General features: G+C 60.0%; 18 protein-coding genes and 1 pseudogene. 8 read left to right on the forward strand and 11 right to left on the reverse strand.

What is annotated here, in order from left to right:
• Window positions 1-15: 15 nt before the first annotated feature.
• The 5 genes from BACI9J_RS22180 to BACI9J_RS22200 all read right to left on the reverse strand — a co-directional run bounded on the left by BACI9J_RS22180 (window position 16) and on the right by BACI9J_RS22200 (window position 4,148).
• Complete coding sequence (locus tag BACI9J_RS22180) at window positions 16-912, reverse strand: hypothetical protein (protein WP_159736264.1); 897 nt, start codon at window positions 910-912, stop codon at window positions 16-18.
• Window positions 896-2,248 carry a lipopolysaccharide biosynthesis protein gene (locus BACI9J_RS22185; RefSeq protein ID WP_159736265.1) on the reverse strand — a complete coding sequence of 451 codons (1,353 nt, stop codon included), beginning with the start codon at window positions 2,246-2,248 and terminating at the stop codon, window positions 896-898. Before BACI9J_RS22185 ends, BACI9J_RS22180 begins: the two co-directional genes overlap by 17 nt.
• Window positions 2,249-2,256: 8 nt before the next feature.
• On the reverse strand, window positions 2,257-2,616 hold the full coding sequence (locus tag BACI9J_RS22190) for a hypothetical protein (RefSeq protein WP_159736266.1): 360 nt from the start codon (window positions 2,614-2,616) through the stop codon (window positions 2,257-2,259).
• Window positions 2,617-2,688: 72 nt separating this feature from the next.
• Entirely contained in the window at window positions 2,689-3,585 is an 897-nt protein-coding gene (locus tag BACI9J_RS22195) for a hypothetical protein (protein WP_159736267.1), read from the reverse strand.
• Window positions 3,582-4,148, reverse strand: a complete 567-nt coding sequence (locus BACI9J_RS22200; protein WP_159736268.1) for a DapH/DapD/GlmU-related protein — start codon at window positions 4,146-4,148, stop codon at window positions 3,582-3,584. Before BACI9J_RS22200 ends, BACI9J_RS22195 begins: the two co-directional genes overlap by 4 nt.
• 680 nt (window positions 4,149-4,828) lie before the next feature.
• On the opposite strand from BACI9J_RS22200, the gene BACI9J_RS22205 reads away from it, so the two are divergent.
• The 6 genes from BACI9J_RS22205 to BACI9J_RS22230 all read left to right on the forward strand — a co-directional run bounded on the left by BACI9J_RS22205 (window position 4,829) and on the right by BACI9J_RS22230 (window position 10,777).
• A complete protein-coding gene (locus BACI9J_RS22205; RefSeq protein WP_159736269.1) occupies window positions 4,829-5,035 on the forward strand; it encodes a hypothetical protein in 207 nt (68 codons plus the stop codon).
• Window positions 5,036-5,102: 67 nt separating this feature from the next.
• On the forward strand, window positions 5,103-6,329 hold the full coding sequence (locus BACI9J_RS22210) for a glycosyltransferase family 4 protein (protein WP_159736270.1): 1,227 nt from the start codon (window positions 5,103-5,105) through the stop codon (window positions 6,327-6,329).
• 45 nt (window positions 6,330-6,374) lie between these two features.
• Window positions 6,375-7,412, forward strand: coding sequence for a GDP-mannose 4,6-dehydratase (gene gmd / locus BACI9J_RS22215; protein WP_159736271.1), 1,038 nt, complete (start codon window positions 6,375-6,377; stop codon window positions 7,410-7,412).
• A complete protein-coding gene (locus tag BACI9J_RS22220) occupies window positions 7,409-8,374 on the forward strand; it encodes a GDP-L-fucose synthase family protein (protein WP_159736272.1) in 966 nt (321 codons plus the stop codon). The genes gmd and BACI9J_RS22220 overlap by 4 nt, the downstream gene beginning before the upstream one ends.
• A 33-nt stretch (window positions 8,375-8,407) precedes the next feature.
• Window positions 8,408-9,328 (forward strand): nucleotidyltransferase family protein, encoded by a 921-nt coding sequence (locus BACI9J_RS22225; RefSeq protein ID WP_159736273.1) that lies wholly within the window; start codon window positions 8,408-8,410, stop codon window positions 9,326-9,328.
• A 69-nt stretch (window positions 9,329-9,397) separates the two neighbouring features.
• Complete coding sequence (locus BACI9J_RS22230; protein WP_159736274.1) at window positions 9,398-10,777, forward strand: UDP-glucose dehydrogenase family protein; 1,380 nt, start codon at window positions 9,398-9,400, stop codon at window positions 10,775-10,777.
• A 32-nt stretch (window positions 10,778-10,809) separates the two neighbouring features.
• Here the strand turns inward: BACI9J_RS22230 and BACI9J_RS22235 are convergent, their stop codons facing one another.
• The 6 genes from BACI9J_RS22235 to BACI9J_RS24715 form a co-directional block, all read right to left on the reverse strand.
• Entirely contained in the window at window positions 10,810-11,367 is a 558-nt protein-coding gene (locus BACI9J_RS22235; protein WP_159736275.1) for a hypothetical protein, read from the reverse strand.
• Window positions 11,368-11,439: 72 nt separating this feature from the next.
• Window positions 11,440-13,968 (reverse strand): helix-turn-helix domain-containing protein, encoded by a 2,529-nt coding sequence (locus BACI9J_RS22240; protein ID WP_236558818.1) that lies wholly within the window; start codon window positions 13,966-13,968, stop codon window positions 11,440-11,442.
• Between the two features lie 349 nt (window positions 13,969-14,317).
• Window positions 14,318-15,292 carry an acyl-CoA thioesterase gene (locus BACI9J_RS22245; protein WP_159736277.1) on the reverse strand — a complete coding sequence of 325 codons (975 nt, stop codon included), beginning with the start codon at window positions 15,290-15,292 and terminating at the stop codon, window positions 14,318-14,320.
• A 63-nt stretch (window positions 15,293-15,355) separates the two neighbouring features.
• Window positions 15,356-15,919: a hypothetical protein gene (locus tag BACI9J_RS22250; RefSeq protein WP_159736278.1), complete on the reverse strand. Its 564-nt coding sequence runs from the start codon at window positions 15,917-15,919 to the stop codon at window positions 15,356-15,358.
• A complete protein-coding gene (locus BACI9J_RS22255; protein ID WP_159736279.1) occupies window positions 15,916-16,248 on the reverse strand; it encodes a PEP-utilizing enzyme in 333 nt (110 codons plus the stop codon). The genes BACI9J_RS22250 and BACI9J_RS22255 overlap by 4 nt, the downstream gene beginning before the upstream one ends.
• A 101-nt stretch (window positions 16,249-16,349) precedes the next feature.
• Entirely contained in the window at window positions 16,350-20,711 is a 4,362-nt protein-coding gene (locus tag BACI9J_RS24715) for a rhamnogalacturonan lyase family protein (protein ID WP_328699817.1), read from the reverse strand.
• A 297-nt stretch (window positions 20,712-21,008) separates the two neighbouring features.
• Between BACI9J_RS24715 and aztD the strand changes: the two genes are divergently transcribed.
• On the forward strand, window positions 21,009-22,322 hold the full coding sequence (gene aztD / locus BACI9J_RS22265; protein WP_236558819.1) for a zinc metallochaperone AztD: 1,314 nt from the start codon (window positions 21,009-21,011) through the stop codon (window positions 22,320-22,322).
• A 94-nt stretch (window positions 22,323-22,416) separates the two neighbouring features.
• A pseudogene (locus tag BACI9J_RS22270) lies at window positions 22,417-22,517 on the forward strand (DoxX family membrane protein); the annotation flags it as partial.

Raw genomic sequence — 22,517 nt, forward strand, 5'->3', positions numbered from 1 at the left:
TTGGCGTGCTTCCCATTATGGTGTGTTGGCCAGGTCTGCGGCCACCGATGCGATGTCATCCGGACCAAAGACCGCAGCCAATTGGGTGTCGTTCTTGCCTTCGCTCACGTTCTCGTTGTGCAGGGCTTGTTCCTGTGATCGCGGGTAAATCGTGAGGTGTTGCCCGGCCGCGCCAATTACATGGCGTCGATAACCGTTGCGGATCGCCAGGGCATTCAGCCAGATGTCATCCGCTCGAGGAGTCACTGCCATGAACGAAGTGCCGCAATCTCTCAACACGGTCTGAAACCGGGGTGGAAGAAGCATTCCTCCGACTCCGGTCATGAAATTGGCGTGGCTAATTGAATCTACTGGTGCCGGTTGCCACGTGTTGTAGGGCGTTATGCCTTCGGAAGTGGAATCGGTGGTGATTCTGTGTGCCCGGTAACCCGGAATCTGTTCCTGTCCAGCGGCGTTCATGAGGCCCTCAAGCCAATGGTGCGGATACATGATGTCGTCATCGGCTACAGCGAGCGACAAGCCTTGGTCAGCGAAATCGCGGCAGTACGGGAAGTACTTATTGTGCGGCCCAAGCTTTTCGCAATGGAGAATTTCAAGTCCTCTATTTTCCAGACGCTGGAGCATGGGATATGCGGACACGTCGAAGTCAGGCTCGTCGACCCAGAGAATCAAGCGGGATGGGCGGATCGAGCCGGCCGCAATGGATTCCAACGCATGGGCCACGATTCCCAGTCGGCGCCCATACGAGGTCATGCTTACGGCGACTCCGGCCGTACCGGTGACTAGTCGTCGGGAGAAGCGGTTACGGAGCCGTAGCCCGGAGATCAGCGCTGACTTGTAGAGCAGCCGAGGCACCCTGGGTAGCGCAATGTCCAGCGTGAGATGACGTCCTGGACTAGTTGGAAAGCGCATGTACTTTCTTCTTTCTTATTGTTCTTGTTAACGTTTTCAAGACCAGCTGAATGTCTTGGGACCTAAGCCCGTAGAAGCCTTGGATGCCCATCCCGAAGTGTGCGCGCAGCCAGACAATATTCATGGTCCCCGCAACGATGCTGCCCACCAGAGTGGACAGGGCTGCTCCCATTGCACCCATCGTTGGTACCGTAATGAAGAGGACTGCCGTGTTGGCTACTGCTCCGATCACCATTCCCCAACTCCGGAGGCCGGGACGCCCGCGGGCACTCAACCCAGCGCCGGCTACTGAGCCGGGGGTCCCCAAAGTGACCGCCGTCAGGATCACCCAGGTGACAGCGACCGCGCTCACAAAAGATGCTCCGAAAAACATTGGAATTGCCCATGGCAGGAGCACACCAATTCCGATACTCGCCAAGCCCGCGGCGGCTGAAGTTAGACGGGCTGTCTGTTGAAGGCGGCGCATGTCCTCGCGATCGTGGGAGCTTCCCGCATCTGCGGAAAATACGACATTGCGTACTGCTCCCGCCAGCGCTGCTGGAACCTCGCCAACACTGACTGCAACCGCATAGAGTCCCAGCTGCACCGGGCCCGCCAGTGGAATCATCAGTAGTTGATCCAGCCGCAGCAGCACGACGCCCGCCAAGGAGCCAACCCATAGTCGACTCCCATAGTGGAACAGCCGGACTCTCTTTGCGGTGGCGTTCGTGGATCCTCGCCGGTATTCGATGAGATACGGCAAAGTCAGGAGACCTTTAAGCAAAGGAAGCCCAAGCATGACGATCATTGCTGTCAGGGGGATCAAGTGACCGGACATGGCCAGAACGGATAGGAGTAGCAGCCGAAATATGGAGAGAGCGAAATCCATCAGAGCTGACTGCTTCCATGCATGTGTACCGGCAAGGACGCTGTTGGGAACGGAAGCCCAAAATGTGGGGATAGTCAGTATCGCCGTCATCATGATGAGCTGCTCTACCGCAGTGTTGCCATCGGCGAGGATCGGGGCACTTAAGGCCACAAAGACACCTGCAATGGCGCCAAGCAACGTCAGAATGCCGAACGCCCGCAGCACTGCCCTGCGGGCGCCCCTTGCCTGCCTTGCAATATAGAACGTCAACGCTTCGGGTATGCCCAGCGCTCCAATTGCCACAGCGAACAGCATGGGAGCCGCTCCGGCAGCAAGCTCGCCCCGGCCGCTGACACCAAGTGACTGAGCCAGGATAGGAGCCGTAGCCAGGGACATCAGAGGGGTGACGGCTGAGCCGGCTACAGCATAGAAAATGCGGCTTCCATGACTTTCCCCCTGAGCAGCGTCCGTGCTCCTCTTGCGGAGCATTCGAGCCTTCATGTAGCCAGTACCCGCCCTGCAGGAAAGACCGATGAATCGGCCGGATTCGGAAACCGATCTGAGGAGGTCTTTAGGGGGTCCTCCTTCACCTGAGGAGTGCGGGTGGATCGGTAGCTCGCCATGGCGAGCACGAACCAGAAGAGATGAACGTCTATGGAATTCGCGCCAATGGAGCTGTAGCCGTTGATCGCAACCATGATCAAAGCTGCTGCTGCGACGCCGGGCCAGCTGTCCCTTTTCCTGATGTCGATCTGGCTTAAAAGGAGGCACACCATGAAGATGATGAACGCAATCACGGCGAGGATTCCGAACATGAGAGCCAGCATGAAGTAACCATTCTCAAGGCTGGAGCCCAAGGTGCCCACACCCTTGAGGTCCCGGCTACCCGGATAACCGCCAGCGAAAAACTCCGCGGTATGTTCCCAAAACTAGTCGAAAGCCGCCACCCTAAGCGCGGCGGAACCATTGTCATCTTCGAACTTCCGCAGGAGCTTCTCGCCGGCCACACCTTGAATGCTGACAACAAGGGCAACGAGTACAACGGCGGCGAAGAGAATGCTTCGAAGGACTTTCCGCCCTCCGATGATCACCAGGAAAACGAACCCCACCACGGTGAGAACAAGACCCATGCGGCCATAGGCAAGCGGCACAGTGACGAGGAGTACTGCGGCCAATGCGAAGCGCAGCAGCATCGATCTGATCAGGGCAAGAAGCGGCATGACGGCTGCAAAAAAGACCCCGACTTGGATTCCGTGCCCGAAGGTTCCGATTGCGGCACCAAGTTCGGAAACCGTGCCAGACAGCCAGATCCTGGAGAAATCGCTTTCCCAAACTATGGGCTTACCAGTAGCCACTTGAAACTGCGATAGCACTGCTTCGGCGAGTGCCAGAAGCGTAAACGTCACCAGGAATACTCTTCCTGCCCCCGGTATGGAGCGGATTGAATATCGCATGAACACGAAGGCGTAATAAGGCGCCCAGACGATTCCGAACACGAACATCGCAGTGTCCAGCAGTCCAGCGCTGCCGGGGTTTCCGACGTCGGTCATCATGACTGCCGCGATGCCGCCGATGATTGCCTGGGGCCAAACACCTGCAGAACGGAGCGCACGTCCGAAGGTGCTTGGAGCGAATGCGAGCTGGACAACCATGAAGCAGAGAAACAGGTACGTGGATGGATGCAGCCCGGGCATGACTTCGTTTTGAACCACACCTGGGACCAGGATCCGCACCACGATGACAACAGCTAAAACTATGTGCATGCGACGTACGAAGACGACGTTGAGAACCAGGCAGAGTCCCAACCAGACGATCAGAGTGCTCAACGCGGCTCTCCGCCTGCCCTGCCCACCCGTGCCGACCACGTGGTGCCCGTCGATGCCAGCACGCGCGTTCCGTCCGGTACGTCCTTCACTACCAAAGCGCCGGCCCCTACCAGGCACGAAGCGCCGACGTTCACGCCGCGCAGCACTATTGCCCGGGCACCTATCCAGCTACCGTCACCAACCACAATCGGAGCGTTATCGAACTCGAAGGTAGGGGAGTCGTATGAATGGCTGCCGGTACAAATGAACGCTCCTTGGGAGATGCAGCAATCGGAACCTATGGTGACCGGCTCAAGGTTGAGGACCCAGGCGTCGACGCCGATCCACACGTTGTTACCCAGCGTCAGCTTCCAAGGCCAATGGATTTTGACACCGTGCCGGATCTTCACTCCCCGTCCAATGGAAGCGCCAAAGGCCCTAAGTATGCGCACACGTAACGACGACGGACACCACCACGAACTGAAGACCAGATTTTGAACGGAAAACCAGGCCGCTTGCCAAAGTAGTCCACGGCCCTTGTGGTAGCCGGCGCCGGTGAACCCGGCCAGATCCAAGCGGCTCATCCTCGGTGGTGTTCCAGGGCATGGGCGTGGCCCGCGGTTGTTGCTGAGCATGCCAACGCCCTTGTCATGGTGTCCATGTGTCCTCGGCCTTCTGTCATTCGGGTACTCCCCGATTGTTGTTGCGGTGCGCGCCCCCTTAGAGCGGTACGGCCTCACTTTCTCAGTGGTGAGACCATCCGCCGGGTCACCTTTAGGGACAGCCGGAGGCGGGATTCTGTGCCTCAACCACGAGGTTGCATCGCCGCTGCCCTCCCGAACCTCCGTGGAGGTGGAGGGGTATTGCGTATAGAAGCACAGGTCACCTGCGTGTCAGGGAACGGCCCTTGACGGGCGGCGCCTGGCGAGGCGCCGAGGTTGCGTCCACCCAGCCTCGGCTTTGACGACCACCAGAGCGGCATGGGTTGCCTCGATCGCGAGCAGTCTTCTTCCACTACACGCAGATGTCTTCGGCGGCCATACCTAATGCGGGGCGGATCTCCACGGAGAAAAGCGAAGGTGCGGGAAGTTCTGCTGGCGCTCTGCCGTCTACCGGAAGGAACCGCGGCCGGTTTCCACTGAGAAACCGGCGCCCCGCCGCTCTAGGGGGTGTCAGCCCGCAACCACAATCGAGTGGTAAACGAATGACAGAAGGCTGAGGACAAATGGACACCACGACGAGGGCGCCTGCATGTTCAGCATCAATGACGGGCAACACCCATGCCCTGGAACATCAATCGGTGGCTGCAACCCTGGCTATTCATACTGAACGGGAAATCCTGACTGAACCCTCTTCAGGGATGAAGGGCAAGGGGCGGCGGATTGCATTGATTGCGGGCATCGTCATGGGGCATGCAGTGACCCTGTTTGGGCCGCAGCTGCTTGGCCGCTGGCCGCTGGCACCCCTGTGACGTACAAAACTGCTCCGCACCGGACAAAGGCCCGTGCCATCGGATTTCATTTGAACGGTAAGAGTTGGTGAAAGCGCTGATCGTGGGGCTGAACTATGCCCCGGAACCAAGCGGCAACGCTCCGTACACCACCAAACTGTCCCAAGGGCTGGCGCGGCGCGGGGTTTCGGTCAAAGTTCTGACCGGCTACCCCCACTATCCCGAATGGAAGATCAGGGACGGCTACACCGGCCTCTCCATGGACGAGAACCTTTCGGGCGTGCCCGTCACTCGACTAAGGTCAAGCGTCCCGAAACGCCCCAACGGACTGGGCCGTCTACTCATGGAGATAACCTTCGGAGTCCGCACAATGCTTGCGCGCTGGGACCGCCCCGACGTGGTTTTGGTAGTGAGTCCCGCCCTGTTCTCCGCAGCATTCGCCATTCTTCGGGCTCGCCTTTTCCGTATTCCCGTTGGCATCTGGGTCCAGGATCTCTACAGCAAGGGCATCGAGGAAACGGGCAATGCGCGTTCCCCGTTGGCTTCGCTCATGAAGCGACTTGAATCCGCGATCCTTAACGCCGCGGACGGAGTAAACGTGATTCACGAACGATTTCGCGAGCACGTGATCAATGACCTGGGGGTTCCCGCGCACCGTGTCCGGGTGATTCGAAACTGGACTCACGTTCAACACCATCATTCCTTTGACAGATCGGCCGCCCGCAAACGACTCGGTTGGGCGGCAACGGATTTCGTGGCACTCCATGCGGGCAATATGGGGGTCAAACAGGGGTTGGAGAACGTCATTGATACCGCCCGCCTGGCAGGGCACAGCGGAAGTGACGTTCGTTTTGTCTTGCTGGGCAACGGCAATCAGCGGCGCTCCCTCGAATCCAAGGCTGTGGGCATCGACAGGCTGCAATTTCTGGAGCCGCTTCCTGACCGTGACTATTCCGAGGCCCTCCGATCGGCCGATGTCCTGCTCGTCAACGAGCGTCCGGGAGTCAAAGAGATGTCTGTGCCGAGCAAGCTGACAAGTTACTTCGTGACGGGTCTTCCGATCATTGCCGCCACCGAGGCAGGCAGCGCAACGGCACACGAATTATCGGCTGCAGGGGCCGGCATACGGGCTGAGTCCGGATCACCGGGGGACCTGGTGGCCGCCATCGAACGTTTGCGCAAGGATCCTGACTCCGCCAAGGACTTCGGAGCTGCGGGGCGGCAGTACAGCGACAGGGTCCTTACCGAAGATGTGGCTGTAGACAGCTACGTCCGGTGGTTGAGCGATCTGGCATCGCGAAAACGCCAGCGCTGATACGGGATTTGCCACATTTATCTGTACGACGAGAAGGAAAAAACTTTGGCCAAGAAAGCGTTAATCACAGGAATCACGGGGCAGGACGGCTCGTACCTTGCCGAACTCCTGCTCTCCAAAGGCTATGAGGTGCACGGATTGATCCGCCGCTCTTCCTCCTTTAACACCTCCCGCATCGACCACCTCTACGTGGACCCGCACAACAGCGAAGCACGCCTTTTCCTCCACTACGGTGACCTCTCCGACGGGGCCCGGCTGGTGACGCTGCTGGCTGATATCCGTCCCGACGAGGTCTATAACCTTGGGGCCCAGTCCCATGTCAGGGTCTCCTTTGACGAGCCCGAACACACGGGCAACACCACTGGAATTGGTACAACCCGGCTTCTGGAAGCTGTACGCATGGCCGGAATCGAAACCCGGTTCTACCAGGCGTCCTCCTCCGAGATGTTTGGCGCCACCCCGCCGCCGCAGGACGAGGCCACTCCTTTCTATCCCCGTTCCCCCTACGGCGCGGCCAAGGTCTACAGCTACTGGATGACCAAGAACTACCGGGAGGCCTACGGCATGTTCGCCGTTAACGGCATCCTTTTCAATCACGAATCACCCCGCCGAGGCGAGACGTTTGTGACCCGAAAAATCACCCGTGCTGTGGCCGCCATCAAAGCAGGAAAACAGTCCGAGCTGTACATGGGCAACCTGGAGGCTGTTCGCGACTGGGGTTATGCCGCGGAATACGTAGAAGGCATGTGGCGCATGCTTCAGGTGGATGAGCCTGACGACTACGTTCTGGCGACAAACGTGGGCTATACCGTCAAGGACTTTCTTGAAAATGCCTTCGAGCACGCCGGCTTGAACTGGGAAAACTACGTCCGCTTTGATGAGCGCTACCTTCGCCCCACAGAAGTTGAAGCCCTCATTGGCGACTACTCCAAGGCCAAGGAAAAGCTGGACTGGGAACCGACAGTCAGAACACCTGAACTGGCTCGCCTCATGGTGGACGCCGACATAGAGGCATTGCAGCACGGTGGAAACCCGTGGATCGATGCCGTTGACCTGGAGACCTGGAAGGCTCTGGCCAGATGACAGACTTCACTCCCGGGAAGCTTGACCGATCCTCCCCCTTCTATGTCGCAGGGCACGGGGGTTTGGTGGGATCTGCCCTTTGGCGGAAACTCTCGACGGAGGGGTTCACGAACACTATAGGCCGAACGTCAAAGGAGCTGGACCTCAAGGATCGTGCCGCTGTTTTCGCGTTCTTCGAAAAGGAGAGGCCCCGTTATGTGGCGCTCGCCGCCGCCAAGGTTGGCGGCATTCTGGCGAACAAGACCTACCCCGTTGATTTCCTCAGCGAAAACATCCGAATTCAGGTAAATGTTATGGATGCAGCCTTGGAATACGGGGTGGAACGGCTGCTGTTCCTGGGGTCATCCTGCATCTACCCCAAGCTGGCACCCCAGCCCCTCAAGGAGGAGTACCTTCTGACGGGTCCGTTGGAGGAGACCAACGACGCTTATGCCATAGCCAAAATCTCGGGAATCATGCAGGTCCAGGCTGTTCGACAGCAGTACGGTTTACCGTGGATTTCAGCTATGCCCACCAATCTGTACGGCCCCGGAGACAATTTCTCTGCCCAGGGTTCCTATGTTTTGCCGGCCCTGATCCGCCGCTTGGACGAGGCCCGGGTTCGGGAAGATGAGTCGGTAACCAACTGGGGAACAGGCGCACCCCGTCGTGAGTTTCTTCACGTGGATGATTTGGCTGATGCCTGCTTGCACCTGCTGGAAAACTACGACGGTCCGCAACACGTCAATGTTGGCGTAGGGGCGGATATGACCATCAAAGAACTCGCAGGCTTGGTCGCAGCCACGGTCGGCTATCAGGGGGCAATTGAGTGGGACTCAACCAAACCCGATGGCACTCCCCGCAAGCTGATGGACGTGGGAAAGTTGGAGTCGCTCGGATGGACCGCCCGCATCCCCTTGAAGGACGGGATCGAGTCCACCTACGCCTGGTTCAAGGCGAACCGAAACGGCCTCAGGGACTAGCTTGTGGCGCCGCTTCAACATCTGCTGGCGGTCATGAGACCGTCGGCCCCGGCAATACCGCCGGGCGAAGTTCTCAGGATCAATGAGTCGATCGTGCTCTCTGCTGCGTTGATTTCCCATGTCGCGGCGGACTGCAACATCCGGGTTCTGCTCATCAAGGGGCCAGCGGCCACCTTGGTAGGTGCCCGCCCCGTAAGACCATCCCTGGACATCGACGTCCTCCTCCAGCGCTCGGACTTGAAGGCTCTGCTGGCTGCCCTTGAACAGCGGGGGTGGGCGGCCAGGATCCCGGAGGTCTCTGAGGCGTTCCCTGAGCACTCCACCACCCTCATCAATCCGGGCTGGCCCTCGGATATTGACGTTCACTGGCGGTTCCCGGGGTTTTACGAGAAGGAGTCCGTGGTTTTCGAACGTCTATGGACTGCCAGGGAAAGCGTCGAGCTCGGCGGTCGTCCGGTGTGGACGTTGTCGCACAACGACGCCCTGCTGGTCACCCTCCTGCATGCATTGCGAAGTCCAGCCAAGGGTGTCCTCCACGACGACGTTACATTCTGTCTAAACAAAATAAGGTCATCCCCGCAAGTGCACTATGACCGGGCCTTGGAGCTGGGGGCGATTGGTCCTCTGGGGCCGTTTTTTGCGTCGTTGCCGGAAACACGGGCCTTTGATCTTGGTGAGCCGCCCTTTGATTGGGTTCTACGGACCACCGCGCAAAGGTCTGCAACGCTCCGCCTCTTCCACCTCATGGAGATCCCTTGGTCCAGGAAGCCCGCGGCGCTGTGGCAAGCGCTGGTTCCCTCCCGTGAGTCGATCAGCTGGCATGACCTGGAACTACGCGACATGAAGCGCTGGCGACAGACTTCTTTCCGATTCCGCCGACTATGGCGGAGTTTGACCGAAGGCGTCCAAACCGTGAAGGAAGTACGCGAAATCCGTGCGCGCCTGCAGAAATAGACGGACCCCGCCGCCCCTTGCGGCCCCCATAGTTTCGATCATCCTTGTCACTCCGAAAAGCGAGAACTCATGCGTATCACCGTCATAGGCACCGGCTATCTAGGTGCTACCCACGCCGCCTGTATGGCCGAACTCGGCTTTGAAGTGCTTGGACTCGATATAGACCCCACGAGGGTAGCGTCCCTTTCCGAGGGACTATTGCCGTTCCACGAGCCCGACCTGCCGGCTCTTCTTCAAAAGCATGTGAAGAGTGGACGCCTTCGCTTCACCACGTCCTACCAGGAAGCGGGAGCCTGGGGGGACGTGCACTTCATTGGCGTGGGAACCCCACAGCGTGCCGGAGAAGGTGCCGCCGACATGTCATACGTTGATTCGGCCACCATTTCCCTTGCAAGGAACATCACCAAGGACGCTCTCATTGTGGGAAAGTCGACCGTTCCAGTGGGAACCACGAGGCGGTTGAAAAACCTGGTTCGTGACAACAAGCGCCCCGGCGTCAAAGTGAACGTTGCCTGGAACCCGGAATTCCTCAGAGAAGGCTTCGCCGTAGTGGACACCCTGACACCTGACCGGCTGGTCATTGGCGTCGATTCCCCTGAGGACGAGGCAGTCCTGCGAAAGGTCTATGCGACAGCCCTTGCAGGTGGCGTGCCCCTGATCAGCACCGATTTTGAAACCGCCGAACTGGTCAAGGTGGCTGCCAACGCTTTCCTTGCCACAAAAATATCCTTCATCAATGCCTTCTCCGAGGTAACGGAAGTCATCGGTGGGGATATCACCACACTGGCCGATGCCATCGGCCTCGATGCGCGAATCGGGCGTCGCTTCCTGAACGCAGGAATTGGGTTCGGTGGTGGGTGCCTGCCCAAGGACATACGTGCGCTTCAGGCACGCGCAGCAGAGCTCGGTGTGGATCACAGCATGCGATTCCTCGACGAGATGGACGGGATCAACTTGAGGCGCCGGGAGCGCACTGTTGATCTGGCCCGTGAGATGCTTGGTTCGCTTTCGCAAAGCAGGATCGCCATCCTGGGCGTTGCGTTCAAGCCCAACAGCGACGATGTCCGTGACTCACCGGCCCTGGACATCGCCAACAGGCTGTTTGACGAAGGCGCGGAGGTGTCGATCTTTGACCCGGCAGGCAACCTCAACGCCTCCCGGCGGTCGCCCCAACATCACTACGTATCCTCCACAGAGGATGCGGTAAGGGAAGCGGACCTTATTCTTCTTCTCACCGAGTGGGACGAGTTCAAAGCCCTGACCCCAGAAGGACTTTCCGTGCAGACGGGAACCCGGAAAATAATTGACGGGCGCAACATTCTGCGCCCCCAAGTATGGGCAGACTCGGGATGGTCCGTTGGTTCGCTCGGCCGGCGCTATGTAGCGGATCAAGCGATTGAGGGGACTCCCAGTGAGCAACTGCAGATGAGTTCCAGCCCTGCCCCTTAAGGGAACTGCGCCTCTTAGGGGAACTGCGCCCCTTAGGGGGACTGGACCGACTGCCTCGACGGTACTGCCTGCCTCACGGTAGCGCGGTACCGTCGGCTCACTGCCGTGCGGCTGGCCTGCGGGGGGATTCCCAGTTTTCGTCGGACCGAGGCCAGTTGGTTACGCAAAGTGGAGTCAGCAATACCCAGTCTCTTCGCCACTTCAATTCGAGGAAGTTCCTCGTCATTGAGGAAGTAAGCATCTGCCGCTACTTCTTCAGCAGTGGTCAGAGGTACATAATTCCGCCCGGAAGCAGGATCAAAGGGCAGATGCGTGCCGTCGGCGGCAATGCTCTTGACCGCGGCCAGCAGGACGGGGAGCGTGGCTGTTTCAGGCACGTAGCCGCGTACGCCAAGATCCATCAGTCGTAAGACCCGTGAGCTATGAAGCACGCCGCCGTAGACAAGCACCCTATAGCTGTCATTGACCAAGTCCACCACATCGACTTCAAGTTCAGGCAACGTCCCGTCAACCACAGCTACTTTGCCTGAAGACACTGAATGCAGCGAATGGGTGGCCCAATGGATCAACGCCGTGAATTGCCGATGCATGCTGACAACTAAAATCTGGGGCAACTCTGTACTCCTGTTTTGGTGGATCAAAAAGTTCTCGCAACTGCGTCATCAAATGACTTGTGAAGCCGCTACGGCCCCCGATGTCAGGGATTTAGGCGCATTACGAATGAGATCTGCGAGTTGTTTTCGGGTGGTCGTATCCGTTTTTCGCAAAGCGTTGGATATGTGGCTCTCCACAGTCCGGATGCTGATGCCGAATTGCTCAGCGATGTCCTGGTTGCTCTGTTGCCCCGCGACGAGTGCAACTTCTATTTCTCTCAAGGTCAAAGAAGATCCGGGTGGCTCCGACCTGAAATCAAGCAACGTCCCCACCACGCCGAAACGGGCAACGAAACTCTTGGCCGCCTTCCTGATCTCGCTCGCAACAGCAGGCTCACCACTGAGTTGGCACCTCTGCTCTGCCCCGCGAAGGAGCATGGACACCTGGAAGGTGTCTCCGTCCAGCACGTAAGAGTCCAGCAAACGGCGCAGGCGGGGAAGATCCATCTCGATGGCAGCGCCCGCCACCTCCAGGAGTTGATGGTGCACTGTCATGCCGCGGTCCTCCAGCATCTTTTGCAGGAGACCGCGGACGCGGGGACCCGGGAGGAGCCCCAAAGCGAAAAGCCCCGTGTGCATGGCTTCGAGGGCGAAACCGCTCGCAAGGGACTTTTCGATGATTCGGCTGGCTCGTTCGTCGAAGGCTTTGGCGCTCGCGGGGCGGCTGGCGGCGAGATCGTGCAAACCCGTTCCTAAACCCGGAAACGGACCATTTTCCGTGCCGCCGGAACCGGCCGTCACTCCCAGGGAAGTTGCTGGAACAGCGTCCCGCAGTGAGGATAGGCGCAACATGGCCAGATGCAACGACTCGACCAGAAACCCGGGTTTTCCCAGGGAAAAAGCCCGGCCCATGAGGTATTCAGCTTCGTCAAATAGGCCGTGATGAAGGAGGGAAAGGGCAGCTACGTAACTTTGACTGACGAAGGCAAGCTGATCGGCATTCTGCAAAGCCTTTTCCCGGCATTCGAGTGCCATCACAAGGGCCGCTTCTTCCCGACCGCTGGAGAGCATAGCCATTCCGCGGATGAAAGACTCGAAAGGCGGGTGAACGGGGGTTCCCCCGGCTGCGTCCATGGTCTCTTGAGCCTTCTGGGGGCTGAGACGATAAAGCTCCAGCATTGATTTGATGGTTGCTCCAATGCCGTCCGGTGACCCGGGCCCGGGGGTATCACCAAGAAGGGGATCCATGGTGCCGGGGAAGCTGCCGTGCGATGCGCGAAGGAATGCGGTGACCGCTTCGGCTTCGTGCCGCAGACCCGGTTCTTTGGCAGACAGAGCCTCCAGGGTGGCAATCGCGCCGGGCAGGTTCTTCTCATGTGAGAACTGCCAGCAAGCCACGGACATGGTGAAAAGGAAGAGGTCTCCGGGTTCACCGCCATCGGTGTGTGTTTGAAGCAGCACCTCCTGGATTCGATGAGGGTTTGCAGGCGCCCCCCAATAGACCCTCAGGATGGCGACAGCATTGGACAGGCTGTGGTCGCTTTGCCACCTCTGGTAGCACAACTCTTCGAAAGCATCACGGCGCTGCTGGAAGTACCGGCTAGCAGCGGCGTGGTTGCTTCCCATTTCCCTGCGAAGGACGGAGATCGAAGCGGACAACATGTCATCTGTGGCCGCCTGCACGGCGTGATGTACAGGCTCTGCAACGAGATGATCCGTTACTGCGCTCCGTAGGATCCTCCGTGAGCTCAAGGTGTGGGCACGAAGGTAGTCGTCTACTATCGGCGGAAAGACAGCAGCAAGGAGCGCTCCATCCGGGCCTTCAATAACCGAGATCAACCCGTTGTATTCAAGGTTGTCCAGGATGTCCTCACCGACAGCTGCCACCAGAAGGTCTACGGGGCTGGGACCAAGAAGCGACATCTTGTTCAACGCGCGGACTTCCTCCGGCCGCAAACCCTGGAGCAGGGCTTCCACCGTCCCGTGAAGATGTTCGTTGATCAACTCGGTGCCGTTCATGCACCAACGGCCGTCCTTGAGGATCACGCGGCCGCTAAGGGCCGAAGTCTGGATGATTCGGATCGCCAAGCGTAGGTTGCCGCCGGATTTGGTCAGCACGTTAGCCACCACATCCACTTCGGCCGGATGGCCAAGTGTTTCCACGATGAGTTTGCTTATTTGTTCGTATTCGAGGGGCGCAAGTGAGACCGTCGCTTCGGGAATGCTTCCCAGATAGCCGGAGCTTCTGGGGTGGAACGGCCGGTCATTCGTGGTTGTAATCAGCGGAACGTTGGTCCTTCTCCGCAAAACGTCCACTACTGCCAAGGACTCGCGGTCCAGGTTCTCCAGATCGTCGATCGCTATCAGATGCATCCCGGACCTGGCCATTTGGACCGAGAGGAGGTCTACGATGCCAAGAATTCCGATTGTCCTGGAACGAAGATCCAGGCCCAGTGAGAGCACGCCGGCGAATGGCACGGCAGCAAGTGCCGGCGCAGCGAACATGGTGTAGACCGTGGCGCCGTCTTCTTCCAGTTTGGTAACGACGCTCTTGAGGAGACTGGTTCGGCCACTACCGGGTGCCCCGACGATTCTCACGCCCAGACCTTTGGCGACATAGTCCAGGACGCTCGTGATCTTCCGTTTATACAACTGCTGACCCCTTATGGAAGCGGCTCCTTGACCACTTGACGCTGCCAAAAGCCTGCTTCTGTTCGACCTACCTGTTTGTCCGAGAGTCATCGAAGAAAGAAAGGAAAATACCGGCCCTTCCAGGGCCATACCTTTGTCCCATTCCCCTATTACTCAAGTCTCAAGTGGACCAATGACTTGATTCGTGTCGTGGAATGGTGACGTTCCTTAGTACTTTCGAATGTCAGTTAAGGGCACGCCGAATACACCCCGGCACCTCTACGGTGGCAGTTAAAAGGAGAAGTGAAAGTCCGCTCTAGCTTCCAGCCAGATTCCGGAGATGGTCCGGCAGCCGGTTTCCTGGCGCCCGGCCCCGGATCTCCAACAGTTCGCGGGCGTGTGCATGCAGCTTCTTGTCCTCACCCGAGACAGGTATCCAGGCCGGTACGGGGACAGCCGTGCCCGTTTCATCGCGCGCAACCATCACGGTGAGGCAATAGGTGGTCAGGTTCATGATCCGGGTCTTGGGGTCACCCGAGCGGACATGAACGGCGATGTGCATGCCTTTGGCGCCGGTATAAACCAAGCGCGCCTCCACTTCTACAACGTGCCCGATCAGCAGGGGCCGGTAAAAGCGGACACCACCGGAGAACACAGCAACAGTGTCCATGCCGCAGTAGCGGGAGGCGCAAACATAGGCGGCTTCATCAATCCACTTCATCACGATGCCGCCATGGACTTTTCCGCCCCAGTTCACATCAGTGGGGGACGCCATGAACCTCAGGACGACGCGCTCGGCGGTCCCGGCGTCGGTATATTCCTGCGCGTTCATCGCGTTGACGATCTGTTCCCGGACCTCGATGCGTGCCAAGGCGTGGTCCCGCTGCTCGATTTCCGCGGGCGTGGACGGCTCAAATTGGGGTACGGGAACCGGCTTGCCGTCCGGACCGACGGCGACGAAGATGACCATGCATTGGCTGTGCATGGTCTCCGGGCCGCCTTTGGGATCCCGGGAGCTGACAACGGTGTGGATGTGCATGGAGGAGCGCCCCGTGTAAACGATGGTGGATGTCACTTCCACCATGTCTCCGCTGTTCACGGGATCCCTGAAGTGGATGTTGCCCACATACGCCGTGACGCAATATGCCTTGGCCCAGCCAACCGCTGCCGCATACGCTGCCTTGTCCACCCACTCGAGGACCGTTCCGGCGTCGACAGATCCGCTGTGTCCGACGTCCATTGGTGCCGCGAGGAAGCGGAGGGTCACTGAGTTGGCGGCATCATCGCTCATGGTTGGAATCTTACTGTCGCCAGGTTTCTGTTACGTGACTAAGTCTGGCCACGGACGGCCTGGCTACCGTCTCTGGATGCCGAGGGTTGCGATGAGATCCTCGTGGAGTTCGAACCAGACCTTGTGGAAGGAGTCGCGATCCGTGGCCGTGAGCCATGCTTTGTCCTGGACAGCGTGCTTGAGTGCGCCCAGCAGGCGCTCCGAGTAGCCCTGGAAGCGGGGCAGCATGCCGGTGAGCTGACTTTCGAGTGGACGCCACGAAGCCAAGGCCCCTATCAGGACGTCCATGGCCTCTTCACTGGCAGGGATTTGCAGCTGGATGGCACTGCAGGCCTCCACGACGCCGGTGTTAAGGTCCGCGAAATCGTCATGAATGGCCAGGACCGGGTCGCGGGCCCCGGCCCGGTCCAGTTCCTCGGCCAGCAACCGCTCGTTCTCAGTTCTCCCCAAACCAGACAGGGACCAACCGCTGGTCCCCGCGAAGGTGCTGTGCGAAACCAAGCCGTTCACTCCGGCGTCGATGAGCTGGGACTCCACCAAACCCGGATCTCTGGAGAACCGGGCGGCCACCGCGCTCGTATCTGCGAAACCAAGGAGGCGAACGGCGTGCAAGGTGAGGAGGGTCATTCGCTGTCCATCAGGGTGACAGTGCCCTGTGCGCCATCAATGGCAAGGGGCTCTCCGTCGGCAAGCAACTCCAAAGCACCCCGAACACCCAGCACGGCAGGGATCCCGAACTCGCGGGCGACGATCGCAGCGTGCGACAACATCCCGCCGGTCTCAGTGACCACCGCAGATGCCATGCCCAAGAGGGGTGTCCACGCGGGGTCGGTGGTGCGGCACACCAGGACATCGCCGGTCTCGAAGCGAGTGAACTCGTCCGGACCGTGGATGAGCCTGGCTGTGCCTTGGGCAGTTCCGCTGCTGGCGCCGACGCCGGTAAGCATGGTCATCATCTGGCTATTTCTACCACCTGAAAGCTCCGGGGATGTAAAAGCGCGGCCCCGGCACCACAAGGTACCGGGGCCGTGCTTTCAGGGACGAACTCTTGAAAGGACTACTTAGCGCCCGTATATGCAATATTCGGCATAGAAGGCGCGTCCATGCCCACGCCGATATAGAAGCCCGGGTGCGGCGGCTGGTTGTAGGCGATATTCTCGCGCGCAACTGAGAGCCGGTACACGGGATCGTGCATCAGCGTCCGCAGCCGGACATCAGTGCCGGATGTGGTGGTGTAGATGCGGAGTTCCGTGCTGTCTGCCGAACGCCAGGCAATTTCTTCCCGCCAGTCACCCAGGAGGTCGGCTTGGATGGCCGGGTTCCCCTTGGTGCCGTTGTTGCTGAGAGCGCCGGACGCAGTCAGCAGGCGGTCACTGCTTTGGGTGTTCCAGTTCCACTTGCTGATGCTCGGTGTGCCGCTGTTGGCAGCAACGTCCCAATCGTGGTCCACGATTTCGCGGAGCAAATCGCCGTCCCACCACGCCAGGAAGTTCGCTGCCGGGATTTTGGTGGAGAGCAGCTCTCCCTTGGCCGAGCGGAGTTCGCCTACCGGGGAATTCCAGGCAGCGTCACCGCCGACGGCCCAGGCCTCAGCTCCCAGATAGCGGGGGTCGATGTCGCCTGCGGCGCCGCGGCCTGTATCCCTGGCCGCCGGGATGCTCCAGAGCACCTCACCGGTAGAGGAGTCGCGGAAGGTGGCTCCGAGGTTGCCACTGGAGGCCATGTCTTCGTGAACTGCGAAGGTTTCCAGGCCGGGACGGGATGGGTCCAAGTCGCTGGTGTGGATGGCATCTCCATGGCCGAGCCCGGTGGTGTAGAGCGGCTGGCCATTGTCATCGATGGTCATGGAGCCGAAGATGAACTCGTCCTTGCCGTCGGCGTCGACGTCAGCCACGGACAGGTTGTGGTTGCCCATGCTCCGGTACTGATCGCCGGAGACGTTGGAGTCGAACACCCAGCGCTTCACGATTTTTCCGTCCACCAGGTCATAGGTGGCCAGGACTGCGCGGGTGTAATAGCCACGGCTGAACATCATGGACGGGTGCTCGCCATCGAGGTAGGCAACAGCGCCCAGGAAGCGGTCCACGCGGTTGCCGTAGGTGTCACCCCAGGCGCCCACGTCGCCCCGCGGCGGGTCATAAGCCACGGTGTCCATGATGGTTCCTGTCTGTCCGTGGAAGACAGTGAGGAACTCCGGACCGGTGAGGACGTAGCCGCTGCTGTTGCGGTAATCCGCGTTGGCATTGCCGATTACAGTCCCTGCGGCATCCCGGGTCCCATCGGCGGTCTTCATGGCCACTTCAGCCTTGCCGTCACCGTCGAAGTCGTAGGCCAGAACCTGTGTGTAGTGTGCACCGGCCCGGATGTTCGGTCCAAGGTTGATCCGCCAAAGCTTGGTGCCTTCCATGGTGTACGCGTCCACATAAACGGTGCCCGTGTAGCCGGCCTGAGAGTTGTCCTTGGCGTTGGACGGAGACCACATCTGGATGATCTCGTAGCGTCCGTCGCCGTCAAGGTCGGCTACTGTGGCGTCACCGGCCGAGTAGCTGTAGGGCTGCCCGTCCTTGGTGTAGTCGTCAGCCGGCTTATCCAGCTTGATGGCCAGGTAGTCCTGCGCCAGGGGGCTGAATTCCTTGGTCTCCTTCTCGCCGCTGTTTCCACCGCCGGCTACTTTGATCACATACTTTGAGGTAGCGGTCCCGGTGGTGTCCAGGTAGCTGGTGCTGTTGGTGATGGGCGAGGACGTGATCTTCTTGCCGTCGCGGAAGACGTCGAAGCCGATCTTGTCTTCATCGAGGCCGAGCATCCGCCAGCCGATCCGGATGCCCTCAGCGGTTGGAATGGCTACAGGGGCCCGGTCCAGCTTCTCCATCTGACGGTCCAGGACTACTACGTCCTCGGTTCCGACGGTCTCCGATGGGGCCGATTCTCCGCCGGCGTTCAGTGCCGTGACCTGGTAGTAGTACTTGATCGTGGTCAGGACGGTGGTGTCGGTGAACTTCTTGTCATCGGTTTTACCCACATAGGTGAATGCCCCGTCAGGTGCCGTCGAGCGGTAGACGAGGTACGCCGTCGAGCCCTTAACCTCACCCCACTGAAGCGAAACGCTGGTCTTTTCCACCTTCTTGGTCTTCAGCTTTTCAGGTGCGGCGGGCGCTGGGGTTGAGGGGTCGATCAGCGGCACGTCCAAAGTGTTGGACGGGACGGACTCCAGCCCGGTGCGGTCTACGGCGGTGACGTAATACTTGTAGGGCAGGCCCGCGGCGGCGGTGGTATCCGAATACGCCGGCTCGGTAACGTTCTCCGCGATCAGCTGCGCCGACGTCTCGAACGGTGCCTGACGGAATACGCGGTAGCTGGCTGCATCGCCAACAACGTCCCAGGAAAGCCCGACGACGGGCGGCTGGGCGGCCGCGTCTACGGACGTGGTTTTGAGGTTGCTTGGGCCGACCAGGAGGGGAGTGACCTCGAGCCCGTTGAGGCGCTGGCCGGATCCGCTGATGCTCAGGTTGAGCTGGCCGTCCGTTACCAGGACCTCGTTGATGACCTTTGTGGCGGACGCAGCCTTGCCGGAGGTGACGGTGCCGAAGCCCTTGCCTTCCACGGCGATGTCAGTCCGCGTGGAGCCGATCCAGTCGCTGTGGTACGTCTTCAGGGCGTAGGTGCCGTTGGGAACATCCAGCTGGAATTCGAAGCTTGCGCCGCTGAGGACGAAGTCCCGGAGCAAGTTGGTGGTGGTGGCGCCGCGGTCGCGATCACTCAGGACCGTGGTGTCCTTGAAGCCGTAACCGCGCTCGGCAGCGTAGGCCATGGTCCGGTTGACCTCGGTGTAGCCTGCTTCCACAGGGGCGCCGATGGGTCCGAAGTCGAACTTGTACGTGGCCTGCTTGGTGGTCAACGCCAAGGCGTCGCTGTACTCGGAAAGGCCTTTGGCGTTCATCGCTGCCACGCGGACGTTGTAGGCGGTGCCTTCCGCCAGACCGTTGAGGTTGGTGGTGGGAATGGTGGAGGTGGTGGCCAGCTTGTAGGCGCTGTCCGGTTCCGTAGCCAGCTTGCGGTAGATCTTGTAGATGTCCGCCCCCTCTACTTGCTGCCACTTGAGCAGGGCGCCGGCGTTGGAGACGCTGCCGGCCACCAGGCCTTGCGGCTTGGCAGGAACGTTCGACGGCGGCGTGACCTCCTGGATACGCGAAGCCAGCGGAACGCTGAGCTGCTTCATGCCTCCGGCCAGCAGGCGGGCAATCTGGATGGCACCGTATTCCTGGAAGTGGGTGTCATCAACGGTGCCGTCCGGTCGACCCGGGTACACGCCGGCGTCGACGTGGAGGAAGACCGACTTGGTTTCTTCCGGACCGATTTGGTCGTAATAGCCACGGCTCAGGGCGGACAGATCCACCAGGGCCACGTTCTCTTCCGCGGCGAGTTCCTTCATCTTGTCCACGTATTCGGGGAAGCTGACGCGGAACTTGCCGGTGGCGGCGTCGAAGTCCCGGCGTCCCACCGGGGTCACCAGGATGGGAGTGGCACCGCGCTGGCGGGCACCGTGGACGTAAGTCCGGAGGTACTCCTTGTAGTCGGCGGGGGACGCGTAGCGGTCATCGACGCCGATGGTTGCGTCGTTGTGGCCGAACTGGACCATGAGGTAATCGCCGGGGTTGATCACGCGGAGGATCTCGTCAAGGCGCCCTTGGCTGATGAAGTTCTTGGAACTGCGGCCGCCGATTGCGTGGTTGTAGACGGGAACTTTGTCGTCCAGGTAACGGTCGATCATCTGGCCCCAACCCGCCTGCGGAGCGTAGCCGGGGTCGTAAGTCTGGACGGTGGAGTCGCCTGCCAGGTAGACGCCAGGGTCCGTTGTTGCGGTGCGGGGAGCACGGGCTGCGATGACCAGTGAGTTGATTTTGGCGGCGGTGCCGGTGATGTCCAGGTTGAGCTGGCCATCAACCAAGGAGATGGGGAACTCCATCTCGAGGAACTGGCCGGCCGGCTTGTCGGTGGGCTGGACCTTGGCCATCTTCTCGGCCGTGATGGCGATGTTCGTGGCTTCCGTTGTGTCTCCCGCAATGAGCTTTACCGTGTAGTCGCCATTAGGGAGGTCTACTTGGAAGGAGCTGCCCTGGGCTTGGATGAAGTCGCTGCGGAGGGCGTCCGCGGTGCCCCTGTCAGTGCCGGAGGTGACGGCGGTGTCCGTGAAACCGAACTTTGTGGCGGCGGTATAGGCGCTGGCTGCGGTCACTTGCGTGTAGCCGTCGGCTACAGCGCCAGGTCCGAAATCGAACTTGAAGCCGCTTCCGGTTGGGGGAAGTGACGTCTCGGCGTGGGCTGCAGGAAGCCCGGTTAAGGCCAGGGCAGCCGAGGCGACGGCTGCAGTCAGGGCTGTAGCGCCCGTTCTGAGCGCGCTTTGAGGTGGGTGCTTCACGAACATCTCCTTTGATGGTGCGTGGGGTGGGTACCAACCACACGGTCTAAATTTGTATCGTTTCATCAGCCGGGAGAGGGATCCAGAAGGGTTTTTGGCTCAATGGATTGCCGTCGGGGGGAGTGTGAGTGGAGCGGCTGGAAAACGCTTCCCGGTGGGACATGTCTACCAGTCTTCGAAAACGCGAGTCAAGGATTTGACGGGAGAATTTGTTGTTTTGTGTTCACAGTCGTGAAGTATGACAACTTCACTTCAGGGTGAATTTGCTGCATAAATGAGAATCAATATCATTAAGGAATGCCTCATTCACTCACCCTCATGTCCCCCGTCCTCACCACTCGCAAGCGCGGGTTCCGCGCCCGACCGATAGCCGCCGTCGGGCTCTCTGCTCTGTTATTGACTTCCTGCGCAGCGCCCGGCGGCTCTGCCGGAAATGCCGCGGAGGCGCCGGCCTCGGCATCGCCAAAACCCAGTGCCCAAGAAGCGGGTGCCCGTACGCCCCGCCTCGTTTACACCCATGACGCCGGGATCGGGGTTCTGGATGCCGCCACGCTTGAGAGCGTTGGAAGTGTGGAAATGTCCGGTTTTAGCCGTCTGAACCCGGCGGGGGACGGTCGGCATGTCTTCGTGTCCACGGGAGATGCCTTCCGCCTCTTTGACGCCGGAGCTTGGACCGAGCCGCACGGTGATCACGGCCACCACTACACCTCCGAGCCCGAGCTGACAGCTTTGGCGTTTCCTGCTGATAAGGCCGGTCACGTAGTGCTTCACGCAGACAAGACCGTGCTGTTCAACGACGGTTCGGGCAAGGTGGAGAGCTTTGCAACCTCGGCTCTGGGTCCAGCGGTGGACGACGGAAAGCTGCCGGAAACAGACACTTATGTGACGCCGGAAGCGCATCACGGAGTGGCTGTGGGGCTTGAAGATGGAAAGCTGCTGGTGACCCTCGGCAATGACGAAAGGCGCTCGGGAATCGCAGTCCTTTCCGAAGGCAAGGGCCAGGATCGCAAGGAAGTGTTGCGCAACGAGGAATGCCCGGGGGTGCATGGCGAGGCTGTTGCCGCGCACGAGGCCGTGGCGGTCGGATGCGAAGACGGAATGCTGATCTACAAGGACGGCGCCATTACCAAGGTGCCCAGCCCGGATGCGTATGGCCGGATGGGCAATCAGGCGGGCTCTGAAGAGTCGCCCGTGATTTTGGCCGACTACAAGGTGGACAAGGCCGCTGAGCTTGAGCGGCCTACCCGGATCTCGCTCGTGAACACTGAGACGGCCACGTTAAAGCTGGTGGACATCGGCGCCAGCTACTCCTTCCGGTCGTTGGGGCGCGGGCCTTCAGGTGAGGCGCTGGTGCTCGGCACCGATGGCGGACTTCGCGTAATTGATCCGATCTCCGGTGCGATCACCTCCACCATTCCTGTGGTGGGTGCATGGGAAGAATCCCTCACTTGGCAGGACCCGCGGCCCACGCTCTTCGTTCAAGGCTCGACGGCGTTTGTCACCGAACCTGCCACCAGCACCATTCACGCGGTGGACTTGAAAGCGGGCAAAGTGAAGAAGTCCGCTCAGCTGGAGCATGTGCCGAACGAACTGACCGGCGTCGCGGGCTAGAACGTTCTCTCACATCCCGCGCCCTTAAAGCCGGACGCTCTATCACTTTCCTCAAGAGAGTGATAGAGCGTCAGGCTGAAGGGCTAGTCATCTGATGGGCGTGCCCGGCGCTTCCGCAGTTGCCCCGGTAGTGGCAACCCTTGAACTGGTGGGCGGCATTGCGCTGATCATCGGCTTCCTGACCCGCGTTTTCGC

Source organism: Arthrobacter sp. 9V, assembly GCF_902506065.1.
Classification (GTDB): Bacteria; Actinomycetota; Actinomycetes; order Actinomycetales; family Micrococcaceae; genus Arthrobacter.